Raw genomic sequence first — 23242 nt, forward strand, 5'->3', positions numbered from 1 at the left:
AAGATTAGTCCTTCATAGCCTTGATGAAGGACTAATCCCAGTCTTTCTATTAAAGATTAGTCCTTCATAGCTTTGATTAAGAACTAATCCCAGTCATTCTATTAAAGATTAGCCCTTCATAGTTTTTGATAAAGGATTTTCAACTTCACCTTTCCCCCCAAAATGAGCATTAATTTCATAAAAAGATGCCCTCTCTCGCCTTCAATTTAATGCAGCAAGAGTGGGCATCTTTCCTATTTATTGAACCAGCAATGATTGATGATAATTATAAAAAATATTTAGATACATAAAATGGTACATGATTGGATCTCACTATTTTTGCACACTCTCCCAAATGGTATAATCATATTAACTTACATTAGGACAAAGGGATGGGTAACATGAATAAAAAAGAAATTGAATATAAAATCCGCGAATTAAAATTTGAATATGTTCGACTGCAGAATGACCTTGAAAAATTGGAAAACGTCAAAGGGATTCTGTCTCCTTTAGAAAAACAATTAGCAGCCATCGAGTCTGAACTCCATTCACTTAATGAAGCATTGCGAAAAGGGGAATTTTAAACCATAGCTTTATCGTATCAGGGATCATTGGACTATGGGCAATTAAATAGTAAAGGAGATCTGTTTAAAATGGCGTCATCAGAAAAAACTTTAAGAACCTGCAATAAGGGACATAACTATTATAAAAGCAGTGAATGCCCAACTTGTCCGACCTGTGAGCAAGAAAGAAAACCTATCGAAGGTTTTCTTTCATTACTATCGGCACCAGCAAGACGAGCATTAGAAAACAATGGGATTACTTCTTTACAGAAACTATCTACATATAGCGAAAAGGAGATTTTGCAATTTCACGGTATGGGGCCTGCTTCAATACCTAAACTTAGGGATGCACTGGAGGAAAGTGGGTTGTCATTCAGGAACTAAACAAGTTTGGGTGGAAAAGCAATTTACATTTGAGCAATTGTTTATAACAAAAACAAGCAAAAGATGCACCAAATGGCACATCTTTAATAATCCACTTCCGTCCATTTTTGAAACCAAGTAACAATTTCCTCAAAGGTTACATCCAGCTGTTCCGGATCCACGATTTGAACGGAAAAATCCTCTGCCCTTTTCGGAGGGACGATTAACTTATATTTATTTTGTCTCAAAAACATATACAAACTAGCAAAAGCAGTGCGCTTTTCACAAGAGATTTATTCTCTTCCATGGAGTGTACCAAATCCTTACTTACTACAATCCCATCCCGTTCAATAAATCTCTTAGAGCCCTTAATTCCTCAGCATACAACGTAACACCCTTCCCCATCTTTTCATGTTCAGGTGCCCAATCTCGTAAATCGTATTTGGGTTCTTTACCATTCCAGCTAATCAGATTAAGTTCCTTATTCCAGCCTTTAGGGGACTGTGATATACTACCTACGGTTTCTTTGATTTCAAATTTGATTTCTGCCATAGTAATTGGCCTCCGTTAATTATTATAGAATCTGCTACGGTTTTCAGTTTTTCGAGTGTTTATTGCATTCAAAACATTGAGATAATGAATCATCAGGACATTCTCCACCAAAAGGCTTACACGGGTTGAAGCTCTGATTATCCAGAACTTCAAATGGTCTCATCATATCATGGTCTTCGTGTTCAAGGATGTGACAATGCCACGGGTAAATACCTTTAAAAGGACCAAATCGTGCGATGATACGGGTAACCTCCCCTGGATTGGCACGGATGGTATCCTTCCATCCCCTCTCACTTGGATCGGGTGGATGTGGTGATCCGACTTTAAGATTAGTACCATTGGGATTACCAATAAACCCAGCGCGATTTAAGATTTGAAAATTCACAAGATGCAAGTGAATAGGATGAGTGTCCATTGTCGTATTGTAAAGCTCCCAAATCTCTATCGTTCCATTATATGGGGTTTCAGTAAGGTGTGGGTGATCCCACTTCAGGTTATTTAATAATAATTTCGGACGGCCGAAACTATCTTTAGCTTCAACTAAGGTATTTTTTCGGATGATTATGGCATTTCTATGATCAAGTTGTTCCACGCAGCTTAGCTTTGCTGGGATTTTACTCTTGTCAGGTTTGGAGAGTTTTTGTTTGATACGAAATTGCATGATCTGCTTCACGTCTTCGGTGGGCTCTAGACCGTTAGGAAATGGAGTATTTGCGTCATTGGTTAAGATGATACTTTGACCTTTGTGAATAGCAAAATCAATAATGACATCGACACGTTCAGCCGGTGCAAGGATGATTTGGGATATCGTTATTGGCTTATCCAAAAGTCCTCCATCCGTGCCGATTTGAACAAAATCTTGTCCGGAACTTAGTCTTATTCGGTAAAAACGCGCATTAGAGCCATTAAGGATACGGAATCGATATTTCCGAGGCTCGACTTCAAGGAAAGGCCATACTTTTCCATTGGCTAAAATAGTGTTACCGAAAAACTCCGGGACCACGGATGGATTCGGTAATTTGGAATCTGCTGGTGGTGGAGGCTGTGGTGCCGGGGGCGGCTTATGGCCTGGCTGAGTAGGGTAGAATAATTCACCAGAAGGATAGAACGAACGATCTTGGATAACCAGTGGAATTTCAAATTTTCCACTGGGTAGATTCAATTTTTCCTCTTCTTCATCTCTGAGGAGATAAATGCCTGCAAGCCCTGCGTAAACGTTCAAACGTGTGATTCCAAGGGCATGATCATGATACCATAGCGTTGCAGGACGCTGACAGTTTGGGTAAAAGTTAACTTCATGGACAAATTTTGGCCCAACATTTTCAAAATTTCTCGTAAACCATGCCTCTGGATAGCCGTCGCTTTCCGGACTAACCCGTCCTTCATGCAAATGTACAACCGTCCTTACAGAAGGTTTATCTGGTTCTGCACCATGAACGGTTCGATCAACCGGTAGCAGGTGTTCATAGGGCAATTTGTTTTCCCACTTAACAAAGATAGGCTGGTTTCTCCTTACTTCAAAGGTAGGGCCAGGATACATGCCGTTATACCCCCAGATGGTAGTTGGTGGCAAATCTCGATGTAACTTTTGCTTGACTTGCTTCATCGTTACCTCATAGAATGGGGTCCCATCAAGCTTCCCTTTTGCTTTTAAGACGGGAGGAATCGGTAATGCATCTATAAATTTCTTTAAAGACATATACTGCCTCCTTTTAAAAAATCGAATTCTCAATTAGATTCGTTTGGTGAACCTTTTCATAACATAATATAGCCCCTTTTTTAAATAAATGATTAAAATTAAAATCTCAGTATGATTTCAATAACATTTCCATTCGAAATCAATTGTTTTAGAATGGCTTGGCCGGTTATGTGTTACATTGCTCCACACAATACTTACATAGCAAATAGATTTCATGGATTGATTCCAGTTGCATGAATAGAACTTCGCTTTTTCTCAAAAAATAAGCTAAAAAGGGGGGGAATATCATAATTTATATTTTTGCGATTATTGCATTAATCATGATTATTGGGTTAATTGTTACATTAAGAACAGGTAAAGTAATCGGTGAGGGAAATAGTGAATATGATAAAGAAATTCACGAAAATATTCAAAGACATCCTATTCTGCTTAATCCTGTTTTTCTTACCTATATCATTGCAATAGGTGCTGTTCTTGTTTATATCATCTATTTAGCCTTTACCTGATTCAAAGTTCAATGACCAAGGCTCTTTTAACCCTTGACAAAGAAAAAAGTTCCAGGCACCACCCAATTTTTGGGGTCGTGCCTGGCTCTCAAATTTATTTATCCACTGGAATTCTACCTCCTTATCGTAAAATGAAGTGACGGTATAGCCTTCTATTACTATTCCAACTGGAACATATTGCTCCTGTTTATTCTCCCGCGATAACTCGATATGGTGTTCAGTAGAGAAGAATCGTGGCTGATCAAGCTCATTTTGGCGAAACAAATAGTCACTTGCTTTATATTTGGCTCCCTTTTTATCAATAAAATATCCATCAATAAAAAAACGAATAGTGATTGTTACTGTTCACCCACATAACAAGATTGTGTAAAAAAAGCTTAGGAGTCAATTCCTAAGCTCATTCAAAACATTGTTTAATTATATTCTCGATTTGATCCGCTGTTATTCCATCGACTGCCTGGGCTTCTAATCTTTCAAACTTTTCAAGTGCTTCAGCAAGATGATCTCTTTCTTCTTCTTTCATATAATCACCCATCTTAAATATTTTATTATTTTTGAGCTCCAACATATCCTTCCCATTCTATTTACAAATTATTTAGAAGCACAGGAAAAGTACAAGAACCGTCCACTTCATGTAACCCCATAAAATTTCAATTTTTAATGGTTTATTCATAATTTGTTCATTTTTAAGGGTTAAGATAGATTCATGAAACGGGCATGAATTTTTCATAGCCTTTCAACCCCCTTTTAATATATATTTTTTTGATCCGGCATATGGCCGGATTTTTTTTTTGTCCACCTATTCTACTTAACATTGAACAAAAAAGTTTATAAAATTTCACTCCACTACAAAATGTGACAAATTCCACACCATCCAATCTAGTAGTATAATAGTAATAATTATGATTAGGTAAACGAATCAAAAGTCTTTGATGAAATTCACATGTTTAATGTTGACGGACATTAATAGCTGAGTTACCAGGTAGCGGAGGGAATGTTTATGAGTACGGTAAATGAAACAGTTGTAGAAATTGAGACTGGGCGGGGTAACCGATTCAAACGGCTTAGAAACCGTAATTTTATTATTATTGGAATGATCATTATTTTTGCACTCCTTTTTGCAGGAATTAGCTATTATCAAATAACCCGGTTCAATTCGCAGATTACGATTAATGATACGAAAGTCGGTGGACTAACTGCCGATCAGGTTATCAATAAATTAAAAACCTCTGAATTAAAAAACAGGGTCTTTATCGGATCACAACTCATTTTAGATGAAAAAGATACGCAAATGGTTTTTACAGATAAAGATTTGCCTGAAGTGAAGAAATTATTGAAAAGCCAGTGGACGCTTTTTCCCTCCTCAAAGGTAAAGGATTATTCGTTGTTACCAAAAAATGCGGATCAGTTTCGAAGCGAAACGATGAAAAAGCAAGTAAAGGAAATGCTCCTTACCATGAATCAGAGCTTAAAAGCCCCCCAGGATGCAGGGGCGAAATTGGAACAGGGTAAAATTGTCATCGCAGATGGCATTAATGGCGAACAGTATGATATCGCTGCTCTATTAAAGGATTATACCGAACAGAAATACACTAGTGATATCCATCTAAAACCGGTATTATTACAGCCAATTACAGCGGACAATCCGATTATAAAGGAAGAGGAGAAAATGCTGCAGGATCTCCTTGGGCGGACTGTTGATTATAAGGTACAAGAAACAGTGCATACGTTAAACGCTAGTGAATTAATTAAAGATGCCTCTGTGTCAAAAGATAAGCAGGTTACCATCACCATGACTGACATTAAGAATAAGATTGAAGAAATTAATAGTTCTCAATCAACATTAAATAAGGATTTCACTTTTACAACCCATTCTGGTTCGGCCATTTCGGTAAAAGGTCAAGGCTATGGCTGGGCATTAGATACTGAAAAAGAAACGGCGCGAGTTCAGGAGGCTTTTGAAAAAGGAGAACAAGCTATTCCTGCTTCTAATATTTACGGAAAAGGCTGGAGCAATGAAGGGATAGGCTATGAAACTACTTCAAATAATGGCATTGGCGACACATATGCTGAAGTGTCCATTGCAGAACAGCGGATATGGATTTATAAAAATGGGCAATTAGTACTCACAACCAATGTGGTTACAGGCAAACACAGCACCAGGGAAGATACCTCACCTGGGGTGTGGTATATCCTTTATAAACGACCACAGTATACACTTAGGGGCAGTGCAGTAGGTAAAGCTGATTATGCAGTTAAGGTAAATTATTGGGCTCCGTTTACAAATAGCGGTCAAGGATTCCACGATGCCAGCTGGCGGACAAACTGGTCAGGTAATGCCTATCTGACAGCCGGTTCAGGCGGCTGTGTAAATACACCCCCTAATATGATGAAAGCTGTGTATGACAATCTTAGTACATACGACCCAGTTGTTATTTATTAAGAAGGACGGATCTTGTGCTTCCTGCAAAGGAGTACAGGATCCGTCGTTTTTTGTTTGAAAGAAATTTAAAAAGATACCTGCCCCTTGTATCAGGGACAGGCTCGGTTCTTATATTGTAAACTTTTTAAAAATCAAGGTGGCATTATGACCGCCGAATCCTAATGAGTTGGATAACACAACTTGTACTTCTGTCTTCTTTGCTATATTCGGTACATAATCTAAATCGAGTTCCTCATCTGGTGTTTCATAATTAATGGTGGGCGGAATAATGCCTTCCTTGATGGCTAAAACTGAAAAAATGGCTTCAATCGCACCGGTTGCTCCCAGCATATGCCCCGTCATCGATTTCGTCGAACTGACAGATAACTGATAGGCGTGTTCTTTAAAGACTTCTTTGATGGCTAACGTTTCATTTAAATCATTATAATAGGTAGAAGTACCGTGGGCATTGATATAGTCCACTTGTTCCGGGGATATTCCGGCATCCTTTATCGCAAGTTTCATGGCACGCTGGGCGCCTTCACCCTCTGGTGCAGGCGTTGTAATATGGTGGGCATCTCCTGTGGCACCGTATCCAACCAGTTCGCCGTAGATATTAGCACCCCTGGCTAAAGCATGTCCAAGCTCTTCTAATATGACAATCCCTGCACCTTCCCCGATAACAAAGCCATCACGATTCTTATCAAACGGCCGGCTGGCTGTTTGAGGGTCTGGATTTTTTGAAAGAGCAGTCATATTGGAAAAGCCAGCGATGGTCATCTCAGTGATCGTTGCTTCTGTCCCACCAGTAATCATCAGATCCGCGTCTCCTTTTTGAATAACCCTGAAGGCATCACCGATGGAATTGGCTCCGGACGCACATGCTGTCACCGAGCAATTATTGATTCCTTTCGCTCCAAGTTCGATGGAAACCTGCCCTGCCGCCATATCCGGGATAAACATGGGAATCGTAAACGGATTGACCCGCCTTTGCCCTTTTTCAATAAATTTTCGGTGCTGTTCCTCGAATTCGGCTAATCCGCCAATTCCCGACCCGATCCAAACACCAACACGTTCGGGCTGCACATCCTTACCAATTTGAATCCCGGCATCGATGGCGGCCATTTTACTTGCTGCCACAGCGAATTGGCTGTACCGTCCCATCCTTCTCGCTTCTTTTTTATCCATGAACTCCTCTGGTGCAAACCCTTTTACTTCCGCAGCTATTTTAATATCGACTTTATCTGTATCAAAAATAGTACCTGCACCAATACCGGATACCCCGTTTTTAATGTTATCCCACGTTGAATGAGCATCATTCCCTAAAGGAGTGACTGCTCCAATCCCCGTAATCACCACTCTTTTTTCCATATAAGCTCTCTCCTACTAATTATTTTCCAATATTCTCACTAGTTCTATATTACTTTCCTCATTGTAACTAATTCAGGATGGTTGGACAAATGTAAAATTGGGAAAATGGCGGATATTCAAAAAAAGCGCTTGCATCTACTACAATAGTGGAGACAGGCACAAAACCTCGAATATTAAATTTCACTATATTATAATGGGTAGGAGTCAAATTATATAAGGAGTTGTTTTTATTGGCACAATCATTAAAAGGCAAAGTGGCATTTGTAACTGGTGCTGGGAGAGGAATCGGCCGAGCCATTGCGCTGGCATTAGCAAATGAAGGTGTGAACGTTGGATTACTAGCAAGAACGGAAGCCGCTTTAAAGGAAGTGGCAAGTGAAGTGGAAGCTTTAGGAGTAAAAGTAGCTTATTCCACCGTTGATGTTTCTTCATTTGAAGAAGTAAATCAGGCTGTTGAAAAATTGACAAACGATTTGGGCAAAACAGATATTCTGATTAATAATGCTGGAATTGGAACATTTGGGAGCCTTTTAGAAATGGATCCTAAGGAATGGAAAAGCATCATCGATGTCAATTTAATGGGAACATATTATATAACCCGTGCTGTTCTTCCCCAATTAATTGAAAAAAATGGCGGCGATATAATCAATATTTCATCGACAAATGGGTTAAATGGAGCTGCTACGTCCAGTGCATATAGTGCGTCTAAGTTTGGAGTAATCGGTCTAACCGAATCATTGGCACAGGAAGTCCGCAGAAACAATATTCGTGTAACGGCGCTGACACCTAGCACAGTTGCGACTGAACTTGCTGTCAAAACCAATTTAATCGCCGAAAACAATGAAGAAAAATATATGCAGCCGGAAGATATTGCAGAATATATTGTTTCACAATTAAAATTACATCCACGAATTTACATCAAAACGGCAAGTCTTTTGGCAACCAATCCATTTTGATTTATTAAGACGGTTCTTGTGCTTCCTTGAAAATCTAAGTTGCAAAGAGCATAGGAACCGTCCATCTCCCCAAAGTTATGGTTGTTGATTTGTTTGCTCATTTAATACATTAATTAATTCCCCCACATATTTAGAATCCTCTTCGTAATGCGGCATATGACCTGATTTTTCAAACCAGATTAATTTCTTTCTTGGTGCTTTTAATTGTTCTAAATAATCCTGTGCTAGTTCATATGGTGCAGAGAAGTCATGTTTTCCTAAGAAGAAATAAACAGGAATGTCTATTGAATTAACCATTTCATATAAGTTTGTTTGAAGTAATTCTTGATGTAAATATTTCACACTGAACAAAGCACCTCTAAAGAACTTTATTTTATCCAGTAAACTATATTCCGGTGCTGAAAAAATCCCTTTAAAGATTTCCGTTCCTTGGCTGCTGTACATTTTCCCGCCAAATTTAGCTAACCAGACTGAATATTTCCACAATCCCTTACTAAAATTTTTAAATGGCGGTCTTCCGATTTGTTTTAATTCATTTATGGCTTGTTGATTTCCAAGTTCTATTGCCTTTCTAATTGTCCAATCGTAAGATACTCTTAGATTATCAAGTAGACCTACCACTTGCGCTGTCCCAATATAAGCATGAAAATAATTTGGATATTTTTTTGCCATTAGCATCCCTAACACAGTTCCAAAGGAATGACCGTGTAAATATAGCTTTTCGTTGGGTTTATTTAATTTGTTTCTAACATATTGTATGACTTCTTCTCCATCAGCAAGCAATTGGGTAATCTTCATACTTTCCGGTTTGACACTCATGGAGTAGGATTTTGCGGCACCTCTTTGATCCCAATTCACAATGGTGAAATACTTTTCAAGTGGCCCATTAAGCATATGTGAAAGATAAATTCCACTTTGCCCCGGCCCCCCATGAATCATTAATAAAACTGGATTGTTCCGGTTTTCTCCACGAATCATTATAGATTGCTTTACCCCGCCAATTGATACATTTTCCATGCTCACAATACTATTTTCAACAGTTATTTTTCTTGTTTTAGCAATGATATTCATATCCATTTCGTCTCCCTTTATAAAGTTTGAATATCCAAATTTGGATACCTATTTAAAAATTTCGCATATCCAAATTTGGATATGCTCTCAAAAAAATTTAAATTAATTCTATTGCTCTTTCTACCGTTTTTATATCGATATCAAGGATCTCTATACTACTTTCAAAAGATAACAACATGAGTGGATTGGCCCCTTTTGATTCACTGGCAACTTGCTTTCTTGTTTCCCACTGTTCTTTTAGCTTTATTAAATCCTCAAGATTTTGCTTAAGAATTAATAAGGCTTCATCCTTATCAAGATGGTGAATCATTGACAATGCCAACATAAAATCTGATTTTAAGGAATGTGGCTTTTCACCAAGATTTTCTTTTAAGAGCTCTAAGTGTTTTTCTTCACCCGCCTTTGTAATTTTATATATAACCCTCACCCTTGATCCAGTCCGCTCCTCTTTGAAAGGTTCGATTAACCCCTCTTTATCTAGTTTAGAGATGGAGTAATATATCGATCCTGATAGAAGGTTGGCCCAGTCATCAATTTTACTATCCTGGATTATTGTCTGGATTTCATAGCCATGCATCGGCTTTATTTTCAATAATCCCAAAATCACTAATTCTGACATCCGCTAACCTCCAAGCTTTTATATCCAACTTTGGATAATTTGATTATAAACTTTCATCCAAATAATGTCAACTGTATTTTTAAAAAAAGCATAACAGTTTCAAACTATTGAAACTGTTATGCTTTTTCGCTATTTGCTCTCAGAGGCTGGTACTCCTGCCTTTCCCCAATGAGTTTTTGGCAATTCTGTCACCAATACTCTTATACTTTCTTTTGGTGCGTCTAATGTTTCAACAACTGTATCTGTGATATTTTCAATTAGTGCTTTTATCTTTTCAGGCGGTCTGCCTTCTATAAGATTTACCTGGATAATCGGCATACTAGTTCCCTCTCTAAAAAAGATCTTCTAATAGATAAATATTTTTATTCCCCAACAGAGAAGGTAACTTCCCCTAAACCATCAAATTTACCGGAAACAAAATCTCCGACTCTTAACAGTAGGGCACTTGTTATAGCACCAGATAAAATAATTTCACCCTTCTTAATTTTCTCGCCTTTCCTCGCAAGCATATTTGCTAATACAGCAATTGCATTGGCAGGATGTCCTAAAACAGCCGCACCAGCACCCAGTTCTTTAATTTGGCCATTAATAGATAAAGTTGCCCCTACTAATTCCAGTTCAAATTCACTTGGTTTTCTAAGTGTATTTCCAAATACTACTCTTGATGTAGAGGCATTATCTGCAATTACATCGGTATGTGTAAAGTTAAAGTTTTCATAACGGCTATCGATGATTTCAAGTGCTGGTAAAACATACTCCGTTTTAGCCAATACCTGGGCACCCGTAATGCCAGGTCCCTCAATATCTTCACCAATTAGGAAGGCAATTTCTGCTTCAGCCTTCGGATGGATTAGATCTGAAAAAGGAAGAACACCGCCATTATCGATCAGCATATAATCAAACACATAACCGTAAATTGGCTCTGATACACCCATTTGATCCCATTTTGCCCTACTTGTTAAGCCCATTTTAGGCCCAACAATTCTGTGCCCCTCATCTAATTTTTTCTGCACGAGTAATTCCTGTGCCTTATAAGCTTCCTCTACAGTTAAATCAGGTTTGATCGTCTTTGTTACCTTGACAACTTCACGTTTTTCCACCTCTGCAGCAACTAAGTAATCAGCAATTTTTTTGATAATTTCACTAGCCATTTTTCTTTTCCTCCTTCATTACGACGCTATGAATCTAGTATTAAGTCCAATTATCTAAAGTTCACGCTAACTTGCCCGAGATGAGCAAATCTTGCCGTAAAATTGTCGCCTGACTTTGCAGCGACCATGCCGGAAAGCGCACCTGAAAGGATCACTTCACCTGCTTTTAAGGAAATATCATAATCTGCCAATCGATTCGCTAACCAGGCAACACAAGTTGCAGGATTTCCCAGTGCAGCTGCTCCGACACCAGTATTGGCAACTTCACCATTATGTAACAGTACCATACCAAGTAATTCAAGATTAATATCTTCAATTTTTGTAGGTTTTCCACCTAATACATATAATCCAGAAGAAGCATTATCAGCAACGGTGTCTGGCAGCTTAATTTTCCAGTCTTGGATCCGGCTATCAACAATTTCCAAGGCTGGAACAACATAATCGGTTGCTTGCAGTACATCAAGAACTGTCACATTCGGACCTTTTAAATCTTTCTTTAAAATAAAGGCAATTTCACCTTCTACCTTCGGCTGAAGCATGGTTTCAGCGAAAATAGTACCTCCGTTTTCAACTGCCATGCTGTCTAATAGATGTCCATAATCAGGCTCATCAACGCCCAACATTTTTTGCACAGCAACAGAAGTTAAGCCAATTTTTTTCCCAACTATTTTTTGGCCTTCATTTAATCTCTTTTTAATATTTTCCAATTGAATGTAATAAGCCGCATCGACTGTAATCTCCGGATCGGTTACAGTTAGAGGTTCGATGCCGACTCGAGAAACTTCTGCTTCCGCCAATTTTGCAGCGAAGCTTTGAATTTTACTAAACATCAGAAAACTTCCTTTCTATTCATAATTTTGTAATGCTGCCAAACTACATGTATACATTATTGTGTTGATAACCCAAACCTTCAGAAATTTCCGTAGCTGCCTGTTTAATCTCCGTAATCACTTTCGAGAGCTTTGAATCATCGAGTCTCATTTTGGGCGAAGCACAGCTAATGGATCCAATGACTTTGCCATGATGATTAAAAATTGGAGCTGCAACACATTTGAGTCCCAATTCAATTTCTTCATCATCAATCGCGTAGCCCCGTTCGCGGATAGTTTGTAAATGTTTTTTTATCAATTCTTTATCCGTCATGGTGTAATTGGTGAATTGTTTAATATCGGCATTCGATAAGAGCCTTTCAATTTCTTTTTCCTCTTGAAAGGCAAGGATCGATTTTCCAACCCCTGTACAATGAATCGGCGCCCTTTTCCCAATCTGTGAGTAAATTCTTAATGCCCTGGGACCATCCATTTTTTCAACGTAAATTACTTCATCTCGTTCAAAAACAACTAGATGTACAGTCTCTTTTAGTTCATCAACGAGCTTTCTTATGATAGGACGGGTCATTTCACCTAGATCAAATTGACTACTAACCCTATTTCCCAGTTCAAATAGCTTCATTCCCAACTTATATTTTAAATCATCCGGGTTTTGCTTCAGGTACCCTCTAAACTCCAAAGTTTTGATAATACCATGAACTGTGCTTTTGGATAGTCCAACCTTTTCACTAATTTCCTTAACACTTAGTTCCTGATTGGCGGTTAAAAATAATTCAAGGACATCCGCCGCTCTTTCAATCGATTGAATAAATCGTTCAGCCATATTTCATTTTCCTTTCGTACGGCAATTTCAAACACGGTTCGATAATATTAAATGTTATGAATTAATAATAACGATTATCTTTATAAATTGTCAATTAATTCAAAAAATAACCAGACGATAAAGATGTTGAAATTTTCTAAAAACTAATTGTCGATTTTCCTATCTCCAGCTTATGATAAAGCTAAAACTATAACGAATACCATTCGGTAATATAGAACGATTCGTAGAAATAAGAAAAAATTTCGATCTGTAATCTTTTTTGATTATTGAAAACGCTATCGCATTACTCGAATGGGAGGAATTGTTAATGGAAAAGGAATTAAAAAAATTTGACGTTGCTGAGCTAACTCATATGGAGATTTATACACCAAATCCAGACGGAACTTTATGGTTTTTTAAAGAAATCTTAGGAATGATCGAAACAGCAAGAGTGGGGCAATCTGTCTATCTTCGAGCTTATGAGGACGCCTACCTACATTCTCTTAAAGTAACAGAGAGAAACGAGTCTGGATTAGGGCATATGAGTTTCAGAACAAGTTCAAAAAATGCTTTGGAAAGACGCGTCAAAGATCTTGAAAAATCAGGTTACGGTAAAGGCTGGATTGACGGTGATTTTGGTCATGGTGCAGCATATCAATCTGTAACACCAGATAATCATTTGATGGAAATTCTTTGGGAGATTGAAGAATATCGGGCGCCGGAAAGTGAAATAACAGTCTTAAAAAATCGTCCACAAAAACGTCCAACTAAAGGATATCCAGTACGCCGATTAGACCATGCCATGTTAATGTCCAAAGATGTAACGGGGAATAAAAACTTATTTATGAATGAACTTGGTTTGAAATTAAGTGAACACATTTTGAAAGAAGATGGAACGGATCTTGGCATTTGGTTAAGGGCTACAAATACAGTAAATGAGTTGGTATTTACGGAAGATGAAGGATCATATGATAAAGGATTAGGCAGACTACACCATTTTGCATTCCTGTATGGAAACACGCAAAATTTATATGAGGTGGCTGAAATATTCACAGAACACGGTATTGAAATTGAAGCTGGCCCTTTTAAACATGGGATAAGCCAAACTACAAGTCTATATGTCTATGAACCAGGTGGAACCGTGTGGAACTATATGGTGACCCCGGATACCTTATCTTTAATCCAGATTGGAAACCAGTTAGCTGGGCGAAAGATGAAGTAGAGAAAGCCATTATGTTATTTGGATCGCCATTACCGGAGTCATTCTTTTCGAAGGGAACTCCACCTCTTAAACCATCTCTATCAGTAAAATAAGAAAAAAAACGGTTCACCGTATCACAACCCAATCCCCCTACGTTAGGAACATAGGGGGATTGGAAGTTTAAAAGCACGCTGAACGCAAGAAAATTCAATCCGGAATAATCATCTCCAGTTTCCCATCCTGACTCATTATCTCAATCACTTTATCGGCAAATAGATAAGGGGTGTCGTACCGATCCTGCTTTTTCATATCTAGATAACTATTATTGGCAGTCAACACAGGAAAGACAGCGTTAGTCTTTTTAAACATATTTTGATACACCTCAATTTCAGCCATCAAAATTATCTGTTTACTAGAAATGGCAAAAAAGAGTTTCCCAATCTCTCTGTCGTCATCCATAATGGGAATCTGTTGCAAGATAGAAATAAGGCAAGTGACAAAATCATTCATCTGCGCGTTTGTTAAACCATCTAACTGCCATTGCTCTAGAGCCTTGTTTATTCCATTTTTCATTTCCTTAAAGGAAAATACATCCTCAATTCGAAGTGCTGTTTTCGTTTTTCCGAGGCTTTCAAACTTCTTTCTCATTTCAAATAAATAGCCCTTAATATAACCTGTATACTGGTCCCTTTGCACAACGAAATCTGTAAGCTCATTTATACAACGATTCTCTTTGCTGCGATTGCGGATTAATTGTAAAAAAGCATAGACATCCTTCTCATCAAACGTATGATCCATCAACTTACTATAATAATAATTCAATAATGATTGTTCTTTCGTATCCATTTGTCTCTCCTAGAAGTAATATTCAACTCTTCCCTATTGTACAACTAATTAGTTTAGGAGAACAAACCTGCAAATGGAAGGCTTTCATACGCAATTTGTGCCAAGTGCCTAAACATCAAGGCTGATGGCAGGCTTTCGAGATTTGTGTAAAACCTGGATTATCCCCTATACGAACCGTCCGATTGCACTTGGTACACTTTTTACGATAGTTCTCCTTCAGAAACCGATAATTCCTTTATCTTGTCTATCCAATCTTTAAAACTTCCAAATTCACTTTGAGCGAATCCGAAGTGTTTTTTTATTAGGAGAACAGATTCCCTTTCTTGGTCTTGCAAAACTCCATCTGAATAAATAAGTTGAAAGAGTTCAGCTAAGACAATATTTTTAGATCGTTCTGTTTTAAATATCTTGAGAATATCCCCAATTGCCAACCCCTTCATTTTATAATTTTCAAGGTCCATTTCCTTTTTATATTTGTTAAGAAAGGAATTTTCATAAACAGATAGGTTACCATCAATTTTTGCTATCAAAGCGGCCAGTTCAAGAAACGCTTCTCTTTCCTCTAGGTGAAGTTCTGCTAAGAACATTTATACAGCTCCTTAAAATCTTTGTCCCGTTTATACGAATGAAACCTAGTTTGGTTTCATTATTCCAAATGAATCAAGGAATGATACTGAATACATTTTACTGTTATGTTTGAATTAGATTTTCCGTACTTAATTTGGCTCTACATGTACATGAACATCGTAGACTCCGTAATCTTTGATCATGACTTTTTCAACATGTGTAGCGATATCATGGGCAGAGCGAATATCTAAGGTTGATTGAACGAGGATGACAACGTCGATGACTTCGTTATTGCCATAGTTTCTTCCCTTAATATCTTTTATTCCTTTCACACCGTCTACTTTTGTAATGACTTCTTGATAAAGATGAATCTTTTCTTCATCGAATCCGTCCGAAAGATCATGAGATGCGTCCTTAAAGATCTCCCAAGCCGTTTTACAAATTAACAGTCCTACAATCATAGCTGTTACTGTATCCAGCCAAGGCATATTTAATTGGGATCCAAATACACCAGCAGCCGTTCCTATACTAACCCACGCATCGGAAATGTTATCTTTTGCGGCTGCCAGCACGGATTTACTCTTAATTTTAGAAGCCAGTTTTTTATTATAACGATAAACAAAATACATCACGAGTGCTGAAAAAAGACCTGTATAGGCAGCCAGCATGTCCGGAGATTCTTTTCCCCCCCGAAATATAGAGGTAAAGGCATCCTCAAACACTTGAATACCAACAGCCAACATAATAAAAGAGGCGACCATCGAGGCAATTGTTTCACTTTTCCAATGACCATATCCATGATCTCCATCAGGCGGTCTTTGGGAAAGCTTGAGTCCTACAAATACTGCTAAAGAAGCAATGATATCGGTAGTATTGTTTAATCCGTCTGCTTTTAATGCAGCAGAATCACTTATATATCCAATTGCTAGTTTAATAATAGAAAGGCATATGTAGGCAATCATGCTTATGATAGCCCCGCGTTCACCTAATTTAAGATTTTGATATTTTTCAGTATCCATCCTTCTTGCCTCCTGCCAACGTACATCCCTATGATAGCAACACAAATATGGATGGGTCTAGAGCAACCTTATTGCATCGTTATATAAAAGTAGCCTCGCGATAATAATGTTTCGTAAGGGAAAGATTTCTGGAATGGTGCCTGAAACCCTTTACACTATATTAGCTTTGTATAGATGTTTAAGAGCTGTTGTTGTTGTTCGGCCGTTAATTTTTCAAACAGTTGTTTTCGCAGTATTTTTCCTTCTTCTTGTGCTTTGGTTAAGATGTTGAGCCCTTTATCCCTGATCTCTAAATAAAGAATTCGTTTATCTATTTCATCTGTCACACGGACAGCGAGTTCCTTTTGGATTAATTTTTCACTTAAATGTGTAATCGAGGGCGGGGCTATACCTAAGGCCTTCGCAATATCTGATGGCCGACTTTTGCCATGAAGCTTCAAGTGACTCAAAACTAATACATGCGAGATGCCAATATTTTCATTGAACATTTTATTCCACTCGATAATCAGTCGATTGTTCACCTTATCCATCATATGGATGAGTTCAAAGATAGATGGATTTTCCACAATACAATACCCCTGCTTTCAATAAAATTTACCCTTCTAACTATATAGGAAAGGCCCCTTCATTGAAAAGGGACCTAATAAATTTCAATTATTGAGCGGAATAGCCGCCATCAATGACCAGTTCAGCTCCAGCGATATAGGCCGATTCATCACTTGCTAAGAATAGTGCTGCATTCGCAACATCTTCCGGTTTACCAAGTCGTTGCAATGGTGTCATGGCAACTAAGTGTTTCATGATTTCCTTTGATGACTCTAGGTTTTTCGTCATCGGGGTTTCAATTGTACCAGGGAATAGGGTATTAACGCGGATTCCGAAACGGCCATATTGAGTGGCTGCCGCTTTAGAAATCGCACGAACCGCACCCTTCGACGCTGAATAATGGTTAAAGCCCATTCCGATTTGTGCCGTATAAGAGGAAATGTTCACAATCGAGCCTTTTTGTTGTTCTTTCATGTACGGAACTACATGCTTCATGCCAAGAAATGGCCCAAATCCATTGATCGTCAACATCTTTTGCCAATCATCAATGTTGATTTCCTCCACTGGCTTTTCAGAGGAAATGCCAGCATTGTTGACTAGAATATCAATTCTTCCAAAGCGTTCCTTGACTTCCTTTAACAGTTGCTCCCAATCCTCTTCGGAAGCAACATTCAGTTTCATGCCATACACATTTTCCTTTTGGTTGGCTCTTTCAAGTGCAGCTTCATTAATATCAGCCGCAATGACAATGGCACCTTCTTTACTAAACAGGTCTACCATACTTTCTCCGATTCCAGACGCACCACCGGTAATAATCGCTACTTTATTCAATAATCGTTCCATTTGGATCCAGCTCCTTTATTTATCTGCTTGCATTATAAATGAAGATTCCTTTAATTATTTCTATTTACACTATGCGAAAAGTATTTAGACGTCTAAATAAATAATAACCACTGGCCCTCAGCATGTCAAGAATAGTAAACTACTAGTTTGCGATACCCTTTCTATTACAATGGTGCCTGACACCATTACTACTATCTTCGCGTTATTATCCGTGAGTGGCGGTGGTATCATTTCTTTGTGTCTCCATCTGGAATTGAGGCTTGAGTTTTTTTAATTGTGCGTATATTCTATTTAATAGCAAGGGGGAATGTACTGTGATTAGAAAGCTGACGGAGCAAGACCATGATCAGGTTCTCGCTTTTTTAAGTGAGGAGCCGTCTATTAATCTATTTATCATTGGGGATATAGAGGTCTTCGGATACTCTTCGGAATTCCAGGAAATTTGGGCAGAGTTTGATGAACAGAACAACTCGATTAAAGCTGTTCTTCTAAGGTTTCACCAATCCTTTATTCCATATGCTAAGGGTGAATTCGATACGGAGGGCTTTGTTTCGATTATGAAACGGTACAACCAGCCCGTTTTATTATCCGGGAAGTCTGACATTGTGGAGAAATTCGAAGCCTTCGATGATCTACAACTTGGTAAGAAACAAGCAACATTCTTTGCTGAATGCCTGACGGATGAATACCTTAATATCATAGATCAGTCCATCGCTATTAATAAGGCTACAATCGAAGAAGTAGATCAAATTATTGAAATTCGCGAATCGATTGAAGAATTTGTTATCAGAGACGATGCACGGGAGCTTTTAGTACAGGCAATGGAATCTAATACAGCAAGAACCTATTATACGGAAGATCACGGTGTCATCACTTCATGTGTTTCGACAACGGCCGAAAATTCCATGTCAGCCATGATTGTCGGTGTCTGTACCCGTAAGGAGTATCGCCGTCAAGGTCTCGCTACTACTATCATGCAAAAGTTATTTCAGGATGTCCTTGACGAAGGGAAAACACTTTGTCTATTTTATGATAACCCTGCTGCAGGCCGCATCTATAAGCGACTTGGCTTTAAGGACATTGGAATGTGGACCATGTATCGATAATAAGAGCACCACTACCAATAAAAAGGTAGAAGACCGCTGAGTATTTTCTCAGCGGTTTTGGTTATGCATGAAAAGTTCGGCTGTAAAGGGTATAGCGGTCAATCCGCTCACGGTTAGGTTCATAGCCGATTCCAGGAAGTGTTGGTACGGTAATCATTCCATCCTCCACCGTTACCTCAGGGTCGATGATATCTTCCTTCCAGTAACGTGATGAGGCGGCCGTATCACCTGGAAGTGTAAAATTAGACAAGCTTGTAATGGCGATATTATGCGCCCTTCCAATACCAGATTCAAGCATACCCCCGCACCATACGGGAATCCCGTTCGCCTCACATAAATCGTGGATTCTTTTCGATTCCGTTAATCCGCCGACACGGCCAATCTTGATGTTGATGACTTTACAGCTGCCAAGGTAAATTGCTTTTCTGACATCGTCAACACTATGAATGCTTTCATCCAAACAGATCGGTGTTTTAATTTGTGCTTGCAGCTGGGCATGATCTACAATGTCATCAAACCCTAAAGGCTGCTCAATCATTGTCAAATTAAATTCATCCATAGCCTTAAGGGTATCGATATCGTCAAGAGTATAGGCAGTATTGGCATCGGCCATTAATGCGATATCAGGGTATCTTAGGCGAATCTCTCTTAAAATATTGAGATCCCACCCGGGCTGGATTTTCACCTTGATCCGCTTATATCCCGTTTTGAGATAGCCTTCAATCATATGTAGAAGCTCATCGACAGAATCCTGAATCCCTACACTGATGCCGGCTTCAATTTTATCCCTTGTACCCCCTAAAGCTTTTGCCAGGCTGACTCCCTGCTGTTTGGCATAAGCATCCCAAACGGCTCCCTCAAGGGCAGCCTTTGCCATGTAGTTCCCCCGAACATGGTGGAACCGTTCAAACACCTCGTCCGGGTGGGAAATTGGCTCTTTTAAAAGCAGCGGGATAAGAAAATCCTCCATCATATGCCAATTCGTTTTTACCGTTTCTTCCTTGTAAGTAGCGTCAATTGCTGCAACTGATTCTGCCCACCCGGAAATTCCATCCTTTGTTTTCACTTCTACTAGGATAAAATCTTTATCATATTCCGTTCCCACAGCCGTGGTGAACGGATGCAAAAGATCCATTTTCATATGCCTTAACACAATTCGTTGAATTTCCATCTTATTTATCCCTCAATCCCTTTTTTGTAAAATATAATAATAGAGGTTAGGATTCTCGCTTTTCCTTAATGCCGTAACCATCCACCCTTTGTTCAGGTAATGGCTGAAAATCTGTCGGGTCTTTAATCTCCATTCTAATGCCGCTGCCATCCGCTCGGTTTTAATGGCCTGGATGTGACTTGGCACAGGTACGTATAAGACATTTGCATCATTTCCGTCATCAAGAAGGACAGGTTCCGGTACTGGGAATCCCTGTTCATCAAAAACTACATTAATTAGGAATGGCCCTTCACCACTCTCGTTCGCCACCCTGCACTCGGATCGTGAATCCTCTGCAATACGCCATTCAACTAAAAAACGATCGGATGGCATGCCTGCATTAAGGATGTCTGGCATATCCCCGTAACAATTCTCAATGTACTGGGTACAAACAGCTCCTAATTTGCTTAAATTCAGATACCCGTTTACGGTTTCCAATGGGTCGTACGTCCACACGATGAGACTGTACCCTTTTTTGAGGGCCACTTCCCTTTGCTTTAATTTTAACTTTTCCCCAATTCCCATTTTTCGAAAGTCTGGGTGAATCCCCATACTGTGAGAAACAAGATAGACATTTGTGCCATCAAATCCTGGAAAACTGTACTGAAAACCGATTAATTGCTCCTCTATGAATGCTCCAATGACCATTCCGCCATTTTTCACCACAGCAATGGAATGGTTCACTGGCACAGGGTCTTCATCAGCCCAAACGAGACTCTCCAGATTTTTAACAAGGGTTAAATCCTCGGGGCTGGTTAACGTTTTTATTGATATTGTTTTCATCGAAAGTAATCATGCCTTTCCTATTTTTCATTTTTTGTCCTCCATTGAAGCTGCTTGATATAGTAGATTGGCTAAAATTTTTGTTCCATACAGAAGAGCCTCTTTGTTGAATTGCATCTCCGGATGGTGGAGGCCTGGCCGCAGGTCACATCCCAGCCCAATCATGGTTCCTTTGACATCCGGTTTTTGAAGAGTATAAAAATGAAAATCCTCTCCACCTTGTGAAGCACAAGGATCTACTACATTTTCCTCTCCAATCACAGCGGCAATGGCCTTTCCTGCTAGATTCGCTGCCTCTTTGTTCGTAGTTGCGGCAGGAACAAATTCCGTTAATTGTCCGCTAATCGCTGTACCTGTTAAATGCCCTACCTTCTCCAGCAAATCCTCCGTCTTGACTCTCAACTCCTCCATCGCCGCATTTGTCCTTGCACGCAAGTCCAAAATGAATTCTGCCTTCTCAGGAATCACATTTGAAGAGTCACCGCCTGACTTTAGACCCGTCATCTTTATTGAAAAAGAATCAGGATTCTGTAAGCGGATATTTTGTAGGGCTTGAATAAGGAAGGAGGCAGCTTCGATTGGATTGTTGCCATCCTGCGGCCTTGAAGCATGTGCTTGCTGTCCCTTAATCGTTCCATATATCGTTGCGCAAGAGCTATGAATGATGACAGGGGAAGCTTTTCCCATTGGCACTTCCATCCAGGGGCGAAGGTGAACTCCGAATAAATAGTGGACACGATCTAGGGCTCCCTCCTCTACCATTTTTAGAGCGCCTTCCCCTTTTTCTTCCGCCGGTTGAAAAATAAAGCGGACCGATTTCTTCAGACGAGGTTTACATGCCGCAAAAGCCAATGCTGTATGTAATACCATGGTACTGTGGGCATCATGACCACATGAATGATTAAGTTGCACCTTTCCTTTGACCTCCTGCACAAGGGCATCCATATCGGCACGGAGCACAACTACCTCATCACTTTCACCTGGAATATCAGCAATAATGCCAAAATGACCTTCGAAGGTTTTGACTGTAATGCCCGCTCGTGTTAATGCCTCCTGAATATATGCAGAGGTCTTTCGTTCCTGCCAGCTGGGCTCGGCTAGTTGATGCAGGTCAGCGTATGTTTGTTGAATCTCGTGGACTTTCCCGTTTAAAAAATCAACAAGTTGACTCATGTTGTCCCTCCTGTCATTCCACGTAAACACCGTAATTGGTGTAGAGTGCTTCTAACTTCTGTTGTCTGGCCTGGATTCTTTCCCGATCCTTCACCGTTATTCCTGCGATGATATAATCTAGTAAACTAATGGCAGGTGTAATGGAATGAGCCATCGACTCTGAATTTTCTTCCGTCGTCAGCGTATAATCGGCAATGCGGCCGACAGGCGACAATAACCGGTCTGTTACACAGATTAATGGAACACCTTGTTTTTTGGCACTTTCTGCAATGTGCAAAGCATCCTTCGAATAACGGGGAAACGAAATAACAAATAGGACAGAGTTTTCATTTAAATCTACCAGCCGTTCATAAATATCTCCTGTTGTTGGGCAAAGTGTGACTCGTTCCCGAAGTGTATGGAGCTGGAAAGAAAACCAATAGGCCGGTGCATAGGAGGCGCCCATTCCTAAAATGAAAATTTGCTCTGCTTTCATTAATACCTCTACAACCTTCCAAAGCTCCTTTTCATTCAGCTGCCGGAAGGCTTGCCGTTGGGAGAGAATCTCCTTTTCCAAGATTTCCGAAAAAGGAGAGCTATGCTCTTCATCTTGATGTACATTTTCCGAATCTGCCCCAAATGGGTGTAAGCTGTTGGTTAAGATTTGTTGCTGAATTACATGCTGCATTTCACTAAAACCGTTAAAGCCCAAGGCATAGGACAAGCGAATCACAGTCGTTTCACTTACGTCCACCTTCCGGCCGATCATGGCCGCTGTATTAAATGCGGATTCATCCAGTTTCTGTATCAAATACTCTGCCACTTTTTTTTGACCGGGAGACAATGTATCATATTTTTCCTTTATTAATCTTTCAAAACTTTGCATACTGCCCTCCATCTCCATGCAATAAATGCTTCATTTTTTAAAAAAGTTGCAGGAACTTCTTCAACTAACTGGATTATACCACGATAACTGAAAATTTAGAAATATCTTTTTTAAAAAATATCTATAAGAAAAGCGCAAGCGCCCTGGTCAGCGGCGTATGGCCTGGAGCGCTCCAACTGAGATAAAGGAAACACGAAGA

28 protein-coding genes are annotated in these 23242 nt (G+C 39.3%); 7 read left to right on the top strand and 21 right to left on the bottom strand.

The window, feature by feature from the left end; translation table 11 throughout:
• Positions 1 to 380 precede the first annotated feature (380 nt).
• Both BABA_RS15710 and BABA_RS15715 read left to right on the top strand, forming a co-directional pair.
• Positions 381 to 563: an SE1832 family protein gene (locus BABA_RS15710; RefSeq protein WP_007086195.1), complete on the top strand. Its 183-nt coding sequence runs from the start codon at positions 381 to 383 to the stop codon at positions 561 to 563.
• A 69-nt stretch (positions 564 to 632) separates the two neighbouring features.
• On the top strand, positions 633 to 926 hold the full coding sequence (locus BABA_RS15715) for an RNA polymerase alpha subunit C-terminal domain-containing protein (protein WP_007086196.1): 294 nt from the start codon (positions 633 to 635) through the stop codon (positions 924 to 926).
• 83 nt (positions 927 to 1009) lie between these two features.
• On the opposite strand, the gene BABA_RS27375 is transcribed toward BABA_RS15715, so the two are convergent.
• The 3 genes from BABA_RS27375 to BABA_RS15725 form a co-directional block, all read right to left on the bottom strand.
• Positions 1010 to 1159, bottom strand: coding sequence for a hypothetical protein (locus BABA_RS27375; RefSeq protein WP_157273211.1), 150 nt, complete (start codon positions 1157 to 1159; stop codon positions 1010 to 1012).
• Positions 1160 to 1235: 76 nt separating this feature from the next.
• Complete coding sequence (locus BABA_RS15720) at positions 1236 to 1457, bottom strand: YdbC family protein (RefSeq protein WP_007086197.1); 222 nt, start codon at positions 1455 to 1457, stop codon at positions 1236 to 1238.
• Between the two features lie 43 nt (positions 1458 to 1500).
• On the bottom strand, positions 1501 to 3156 hold the full coding sequence (locus BABA_RS15725) for a multicopper oxidase family protein (protein WP_007086198.1): 1656 nt from the start codon (positions 3154 to 3156) through the stop codon (positions 1501 to 1503).
• Between the two features lie 320 nt (positions 3157 to 3476).
• On the opposite strand from BABA_RS15725, the gene BABA_RS15730 reads away from it, so the two are divergent.
• Entirely contained in the window at positions 3477 to 3662 is a 186-nt protein-coding gene (locus BABA_RS15730; protein WP_007086199.1) for a hypothetical protein, read from the top strand.
• Here BABA_RS15730 and BABA_RS15735 read toward each other — a convergent pair.
• Entirely contained in the window at positions 3648 to 3926 is a 279-nt protein-coding gene (locus BABA_RS15735; protein WP_007086200.1) for a hypothetical protein, read from the bottom strand. The genes BABA_RS15730 and BABA_RS15735 overlap by 15 nt on opposite strands.
• A 133-nt stretch (positions 3927 to 4059) precedes the next feature.
• Positions 4060 to 4185, bottom strand: coding sequence for a hypothetical protein (locus BABA_RS28305; RefSeq protein WP_268870162.1), 126 nt, complete (start codon positions 4183 to 4185; stop codon positions 4060 to 4062).
• 477 nt (positions 4186 to 4662) lie between these two features.
• Here BABA_RS28305 and BABA_RS15740 point away from each other — a divergent pair, with 477 nt between their 5' ends.
• A complete protein-coding gene (locus BABA_RS15740; RefSeq protein WP_007086201.1) occupies positions 4663 to 6105 on the top strand; it encodes a L,D-transpeptidase family protein in 1443 nt (480 codons plus the stop codon).
• Between the two features lie 108 nt (positions 6106 to 6213).
• Here BABA_RS15740 and fabF read toward each other — a convergent pair whose 3' ends face one another.
• Positions 6214 to 7455, bottom strand: coding sequence for a beta-ketoacyl-ACP synthase II (gene fabF / locus BABA_RS15745; RefSeq protein WP_007086202.1), 1242 nt, complete (start codon positions 7453 to 7455; stop codon positions 6214 to 6216).
• Between the two features lie 230 nt (positions 7456 to 7685).
• Here fabF and BABA_RS15750 point away from each other — a divergent pair, with 230 nt between their 5' ends.
• Entirely contained in the window at positions 7686 to 8411 is a 726-nt protein-coding gene (locus tag BABA_RS15750; protein ID WP_007086203.1) for a 3-ketoacyl-ACP reductase, read from the top strand.
• Between the two features lie 75 nt (positions 8412 to 8486).
• Here BABA_RS15750 and BABA_RS15755 read toward each other — a convergent pair whose 3' ends face one another.
• From BABA_RS15755 to BABA_RS15780, 6 genes are all read right to left on the bottom strand, one after another.
• On the bottom strand, positions 8487 to 9482 hold the full coding sequence (locus tag BABA_RS15755) for an alpha/beta fold hydrolase (protein ID WP_007086204.1): 996 nt from the start codon (positions 9480 to 9482) through the stop codon (positions 8487 to 8489).
• A gap of 97 nt (positions 9483 to 9579) precedes the next feature.
• Positions 9580 to 10101, bottom strand: coding sequence for a PadR family transcriptional regulator (locus tag BABA_RS15760; RefSeq protein WP_007086205.1), 522 nt, complete (start codon positions 10099 to 10101; stop codon positions 9580 to 9582).
• 129 nt (positions 10102 to 10230) lie between these two features.
• Positions 10231 to 10419: a 4-oxalocrotonate tautomerase gene (locus BABA_RS15765; protein WP_007086206.1), complete on the bottom strand. Its 189-nt coding sequence runs from the start codon at positions 10417 to 10419 to the stop codon at positions 10231 to 10233.
• Positions 10420 to 10463: 44 nt separating this feature from the next.
• A complete protein-coding gene (locus BABA_RS15770) occupies positions 10464 to 11252 on the bottom strand; it encodes a 2-keto-4-pentenoate hydratase (protein WP_007086207.1) in 789 nt (262 codons plus the stop codon).
• Between the two features lie 50 nt (positions 11253 to 11302).
• Positions 11303 to 12082 (bottom strand): 2-keto-4-pentenoate hydratase, encoded by a 780-nt coding sequence (locus BABA_RS15775; protein WP_007086208.1) that lies wholly within the window; start codon positions 12080 to 12082, stop codon positions 11303 to 11305.
• A 43-nt stretch (positions 12083 to 12125) separates the two neighbouring features.
• The gene (locus BABA_RS15780) at positions 12126 to 12905 is read right to left on the bottom strand and encodes an IclR family transcriptional regulator (protein ID WP_007086209.1); all 780 of its coding nucleotides are present in this window, start codon (positions 12903 to 12905) and stop codon (positions 12126 to 12128) included.
• A 307-nt stretch (positions 12906 to 13212) separates the two neighbouring features.
• Between BABA_RS15780 and BABA_RS15785 the strand changes: the two genes are divergently transcribed.
• Positions 13213 to 14106: a VOC family protein gene (locus BABA_RS15785; RefSeq protein ID WP_007086210.1), complete on the top strand. Its 894-nt coding sequence runs from the start codon at positions 13213 to 13215 to the stop codon at positions 14104 to 14106.
• Positions 14107 to 14292: 186 nt separating this feature from the next.
• On the opposite strand, the gene BABA_RS15790 is transcribed toward BABA_RS15785, so the two are convergent.
• The 5 genes from BABA_RS15790 to BABA_RS15810 all read right to left on the bottom strand — a co-directional run bounded on the left by BABA_RS15790 (position 14293) and on the right by BABA_RS15810 (position 17906).
• Positions 14293 to 14931: a hypothetical protein gene (locus tag BABA_RS15790; RefSeq protein WP_007086211.1), complete on the bottom strand. Its 639-nt coding sequence runs from the start codon at positions 14929 to 14931 to the stop codon at positions 14293 to 14295.
• Between the two features lie 200 nt (positions 14932 to 15131).
• On the bottom strand, positions 15132 to 15518 hold the full coding sequence (locus BABA_RS26110; protein WP_007086212.1) for a hypothetical protein: 387 nt from the start codon (positions 15516 to 15518) through the stop codon (positions 15132 to 15134).
• A 129-nt stretch (positions 15519 to 15647) separates the two neighbouring features.
• A complete protein-coding gene (locus tag BABA_RS15800) occupies positions 15648 to 16517 on the bottom strand; it encodes a cation diffusion facilitator family transporter (RefSeq protein ID WP_007086213.1) in 870 nt (289 codons plus the stop codon).
• A gap of 155 nt (positions 16518 to 16672) precedes the next feature.
• Positions 16673 to 17083 (bottom strand): MarR family winged helix-turn-helix transcriptional regulator, encoded by a 411-nt coding sequence (locus BABA_RS15805; protein WP_007086214.1) that lies wholly within the window; start codon positions 17081 to 17083, stop codon positions 16673 to 16675.
• An 88-nt stretch (positions 17084 to 17171) separates the two neighbouring features.
• Positions 17172 to 17906 carry an SDR family NAD(P)-dependent oxidoreductase gene (locus tag BABA_RS15810; RefSeq protein WP_007086215.1) on the bottom strand — a complete coding sequence of 245 codons (735 nt, stop codon included), beginning with the start codon at positions 17904 to 17906 and terminating at the stop codon, positions 17172 to 17174.
• Positions 17907 to 18220: 314 nt separating this feature from the next.
• Here BABA_RS15810 and BABA_RS15815 point away from each other — a divergent pair, with 314 nt between their 5' ends.
• On the top strand, positions 18221 to 19012 hold the full coding sequence (locus BABA_RS15815; RefSeq protein ID WP_007086216.1) for a GNAT family N-acetyltransferase: 792 nt from the start codon (positions 18221 to 18223) through the stop codon (positions 19010 to 19012).
• Positions 19013 to 19073: 61 nt separating this feature from the next.
• Here the strand turns inward: BABA_RS15815 and menC are convergent, their stop codons facing one another.
• From menC to BABA_RS15835, 4 genes are read right to left on the bottom strand one after another with little or no spacing between them, the layout of a single operon-like run.
• A complete protein-coding gene (menC, locus tag BABA_RS15820) occupies positions 19074 to 20183 on the bottom strand; it encodes an o-succinylbenzoate synthase (protein WP_007086217.1) in 1110 nt (369 codons plus the stop codon).
• 12 nt (positions 20184 to 20195) lie between these two features.
• Positions 20196 to 21005: a GNAT family N-acetyltransferase gene (locus BABA_RS15825; RefSeq protein WP_007086218.1), complete on the bottom strand. Its 810-nt coding sequence runs from the start codon at positions 21003 to 21005 to the stop codon at positions 20196 to 20198.
• A gap of 27 nt (positions 21006 to 21032) precedes the next feature.
• The gene (locus BABA_RS15830; protein WP_007086219.1) at positions 21033 to 22178 is read right to left on the bottom strand and encodes an amidohydrolase; all 1146 of its coding nucleotides are present in this window, start codon (positions 22176 to 22178) and stop codon (positions 21033 to 21035) included.
• Positions 22179 to 22191: 13 nt separating this feature from the next.
• Positions 22192 to 23043, bottom strand: a complete 852-nt coding sequence (locus tag BABA_RS15835) for a MurR/RpiR family transcriptional regulator (RefSeq protein ID WP_007086220.1) — start codon at positions 23041 to 23043, stop codon at positions 22192 to 22194.
• Positions 23044 to 23242: the final 199 nt, after the last annotated feature.

Origin of the sequence: Neobacillus bataviensis LMG 21833, assembly GCF_000307875.1 — a bacterium.
GTDB lineage: Bacteria > Bacillota > Bacilli > Bacillales > Cytobacillaceae > Neobacillus > Neobacillus bataviensis.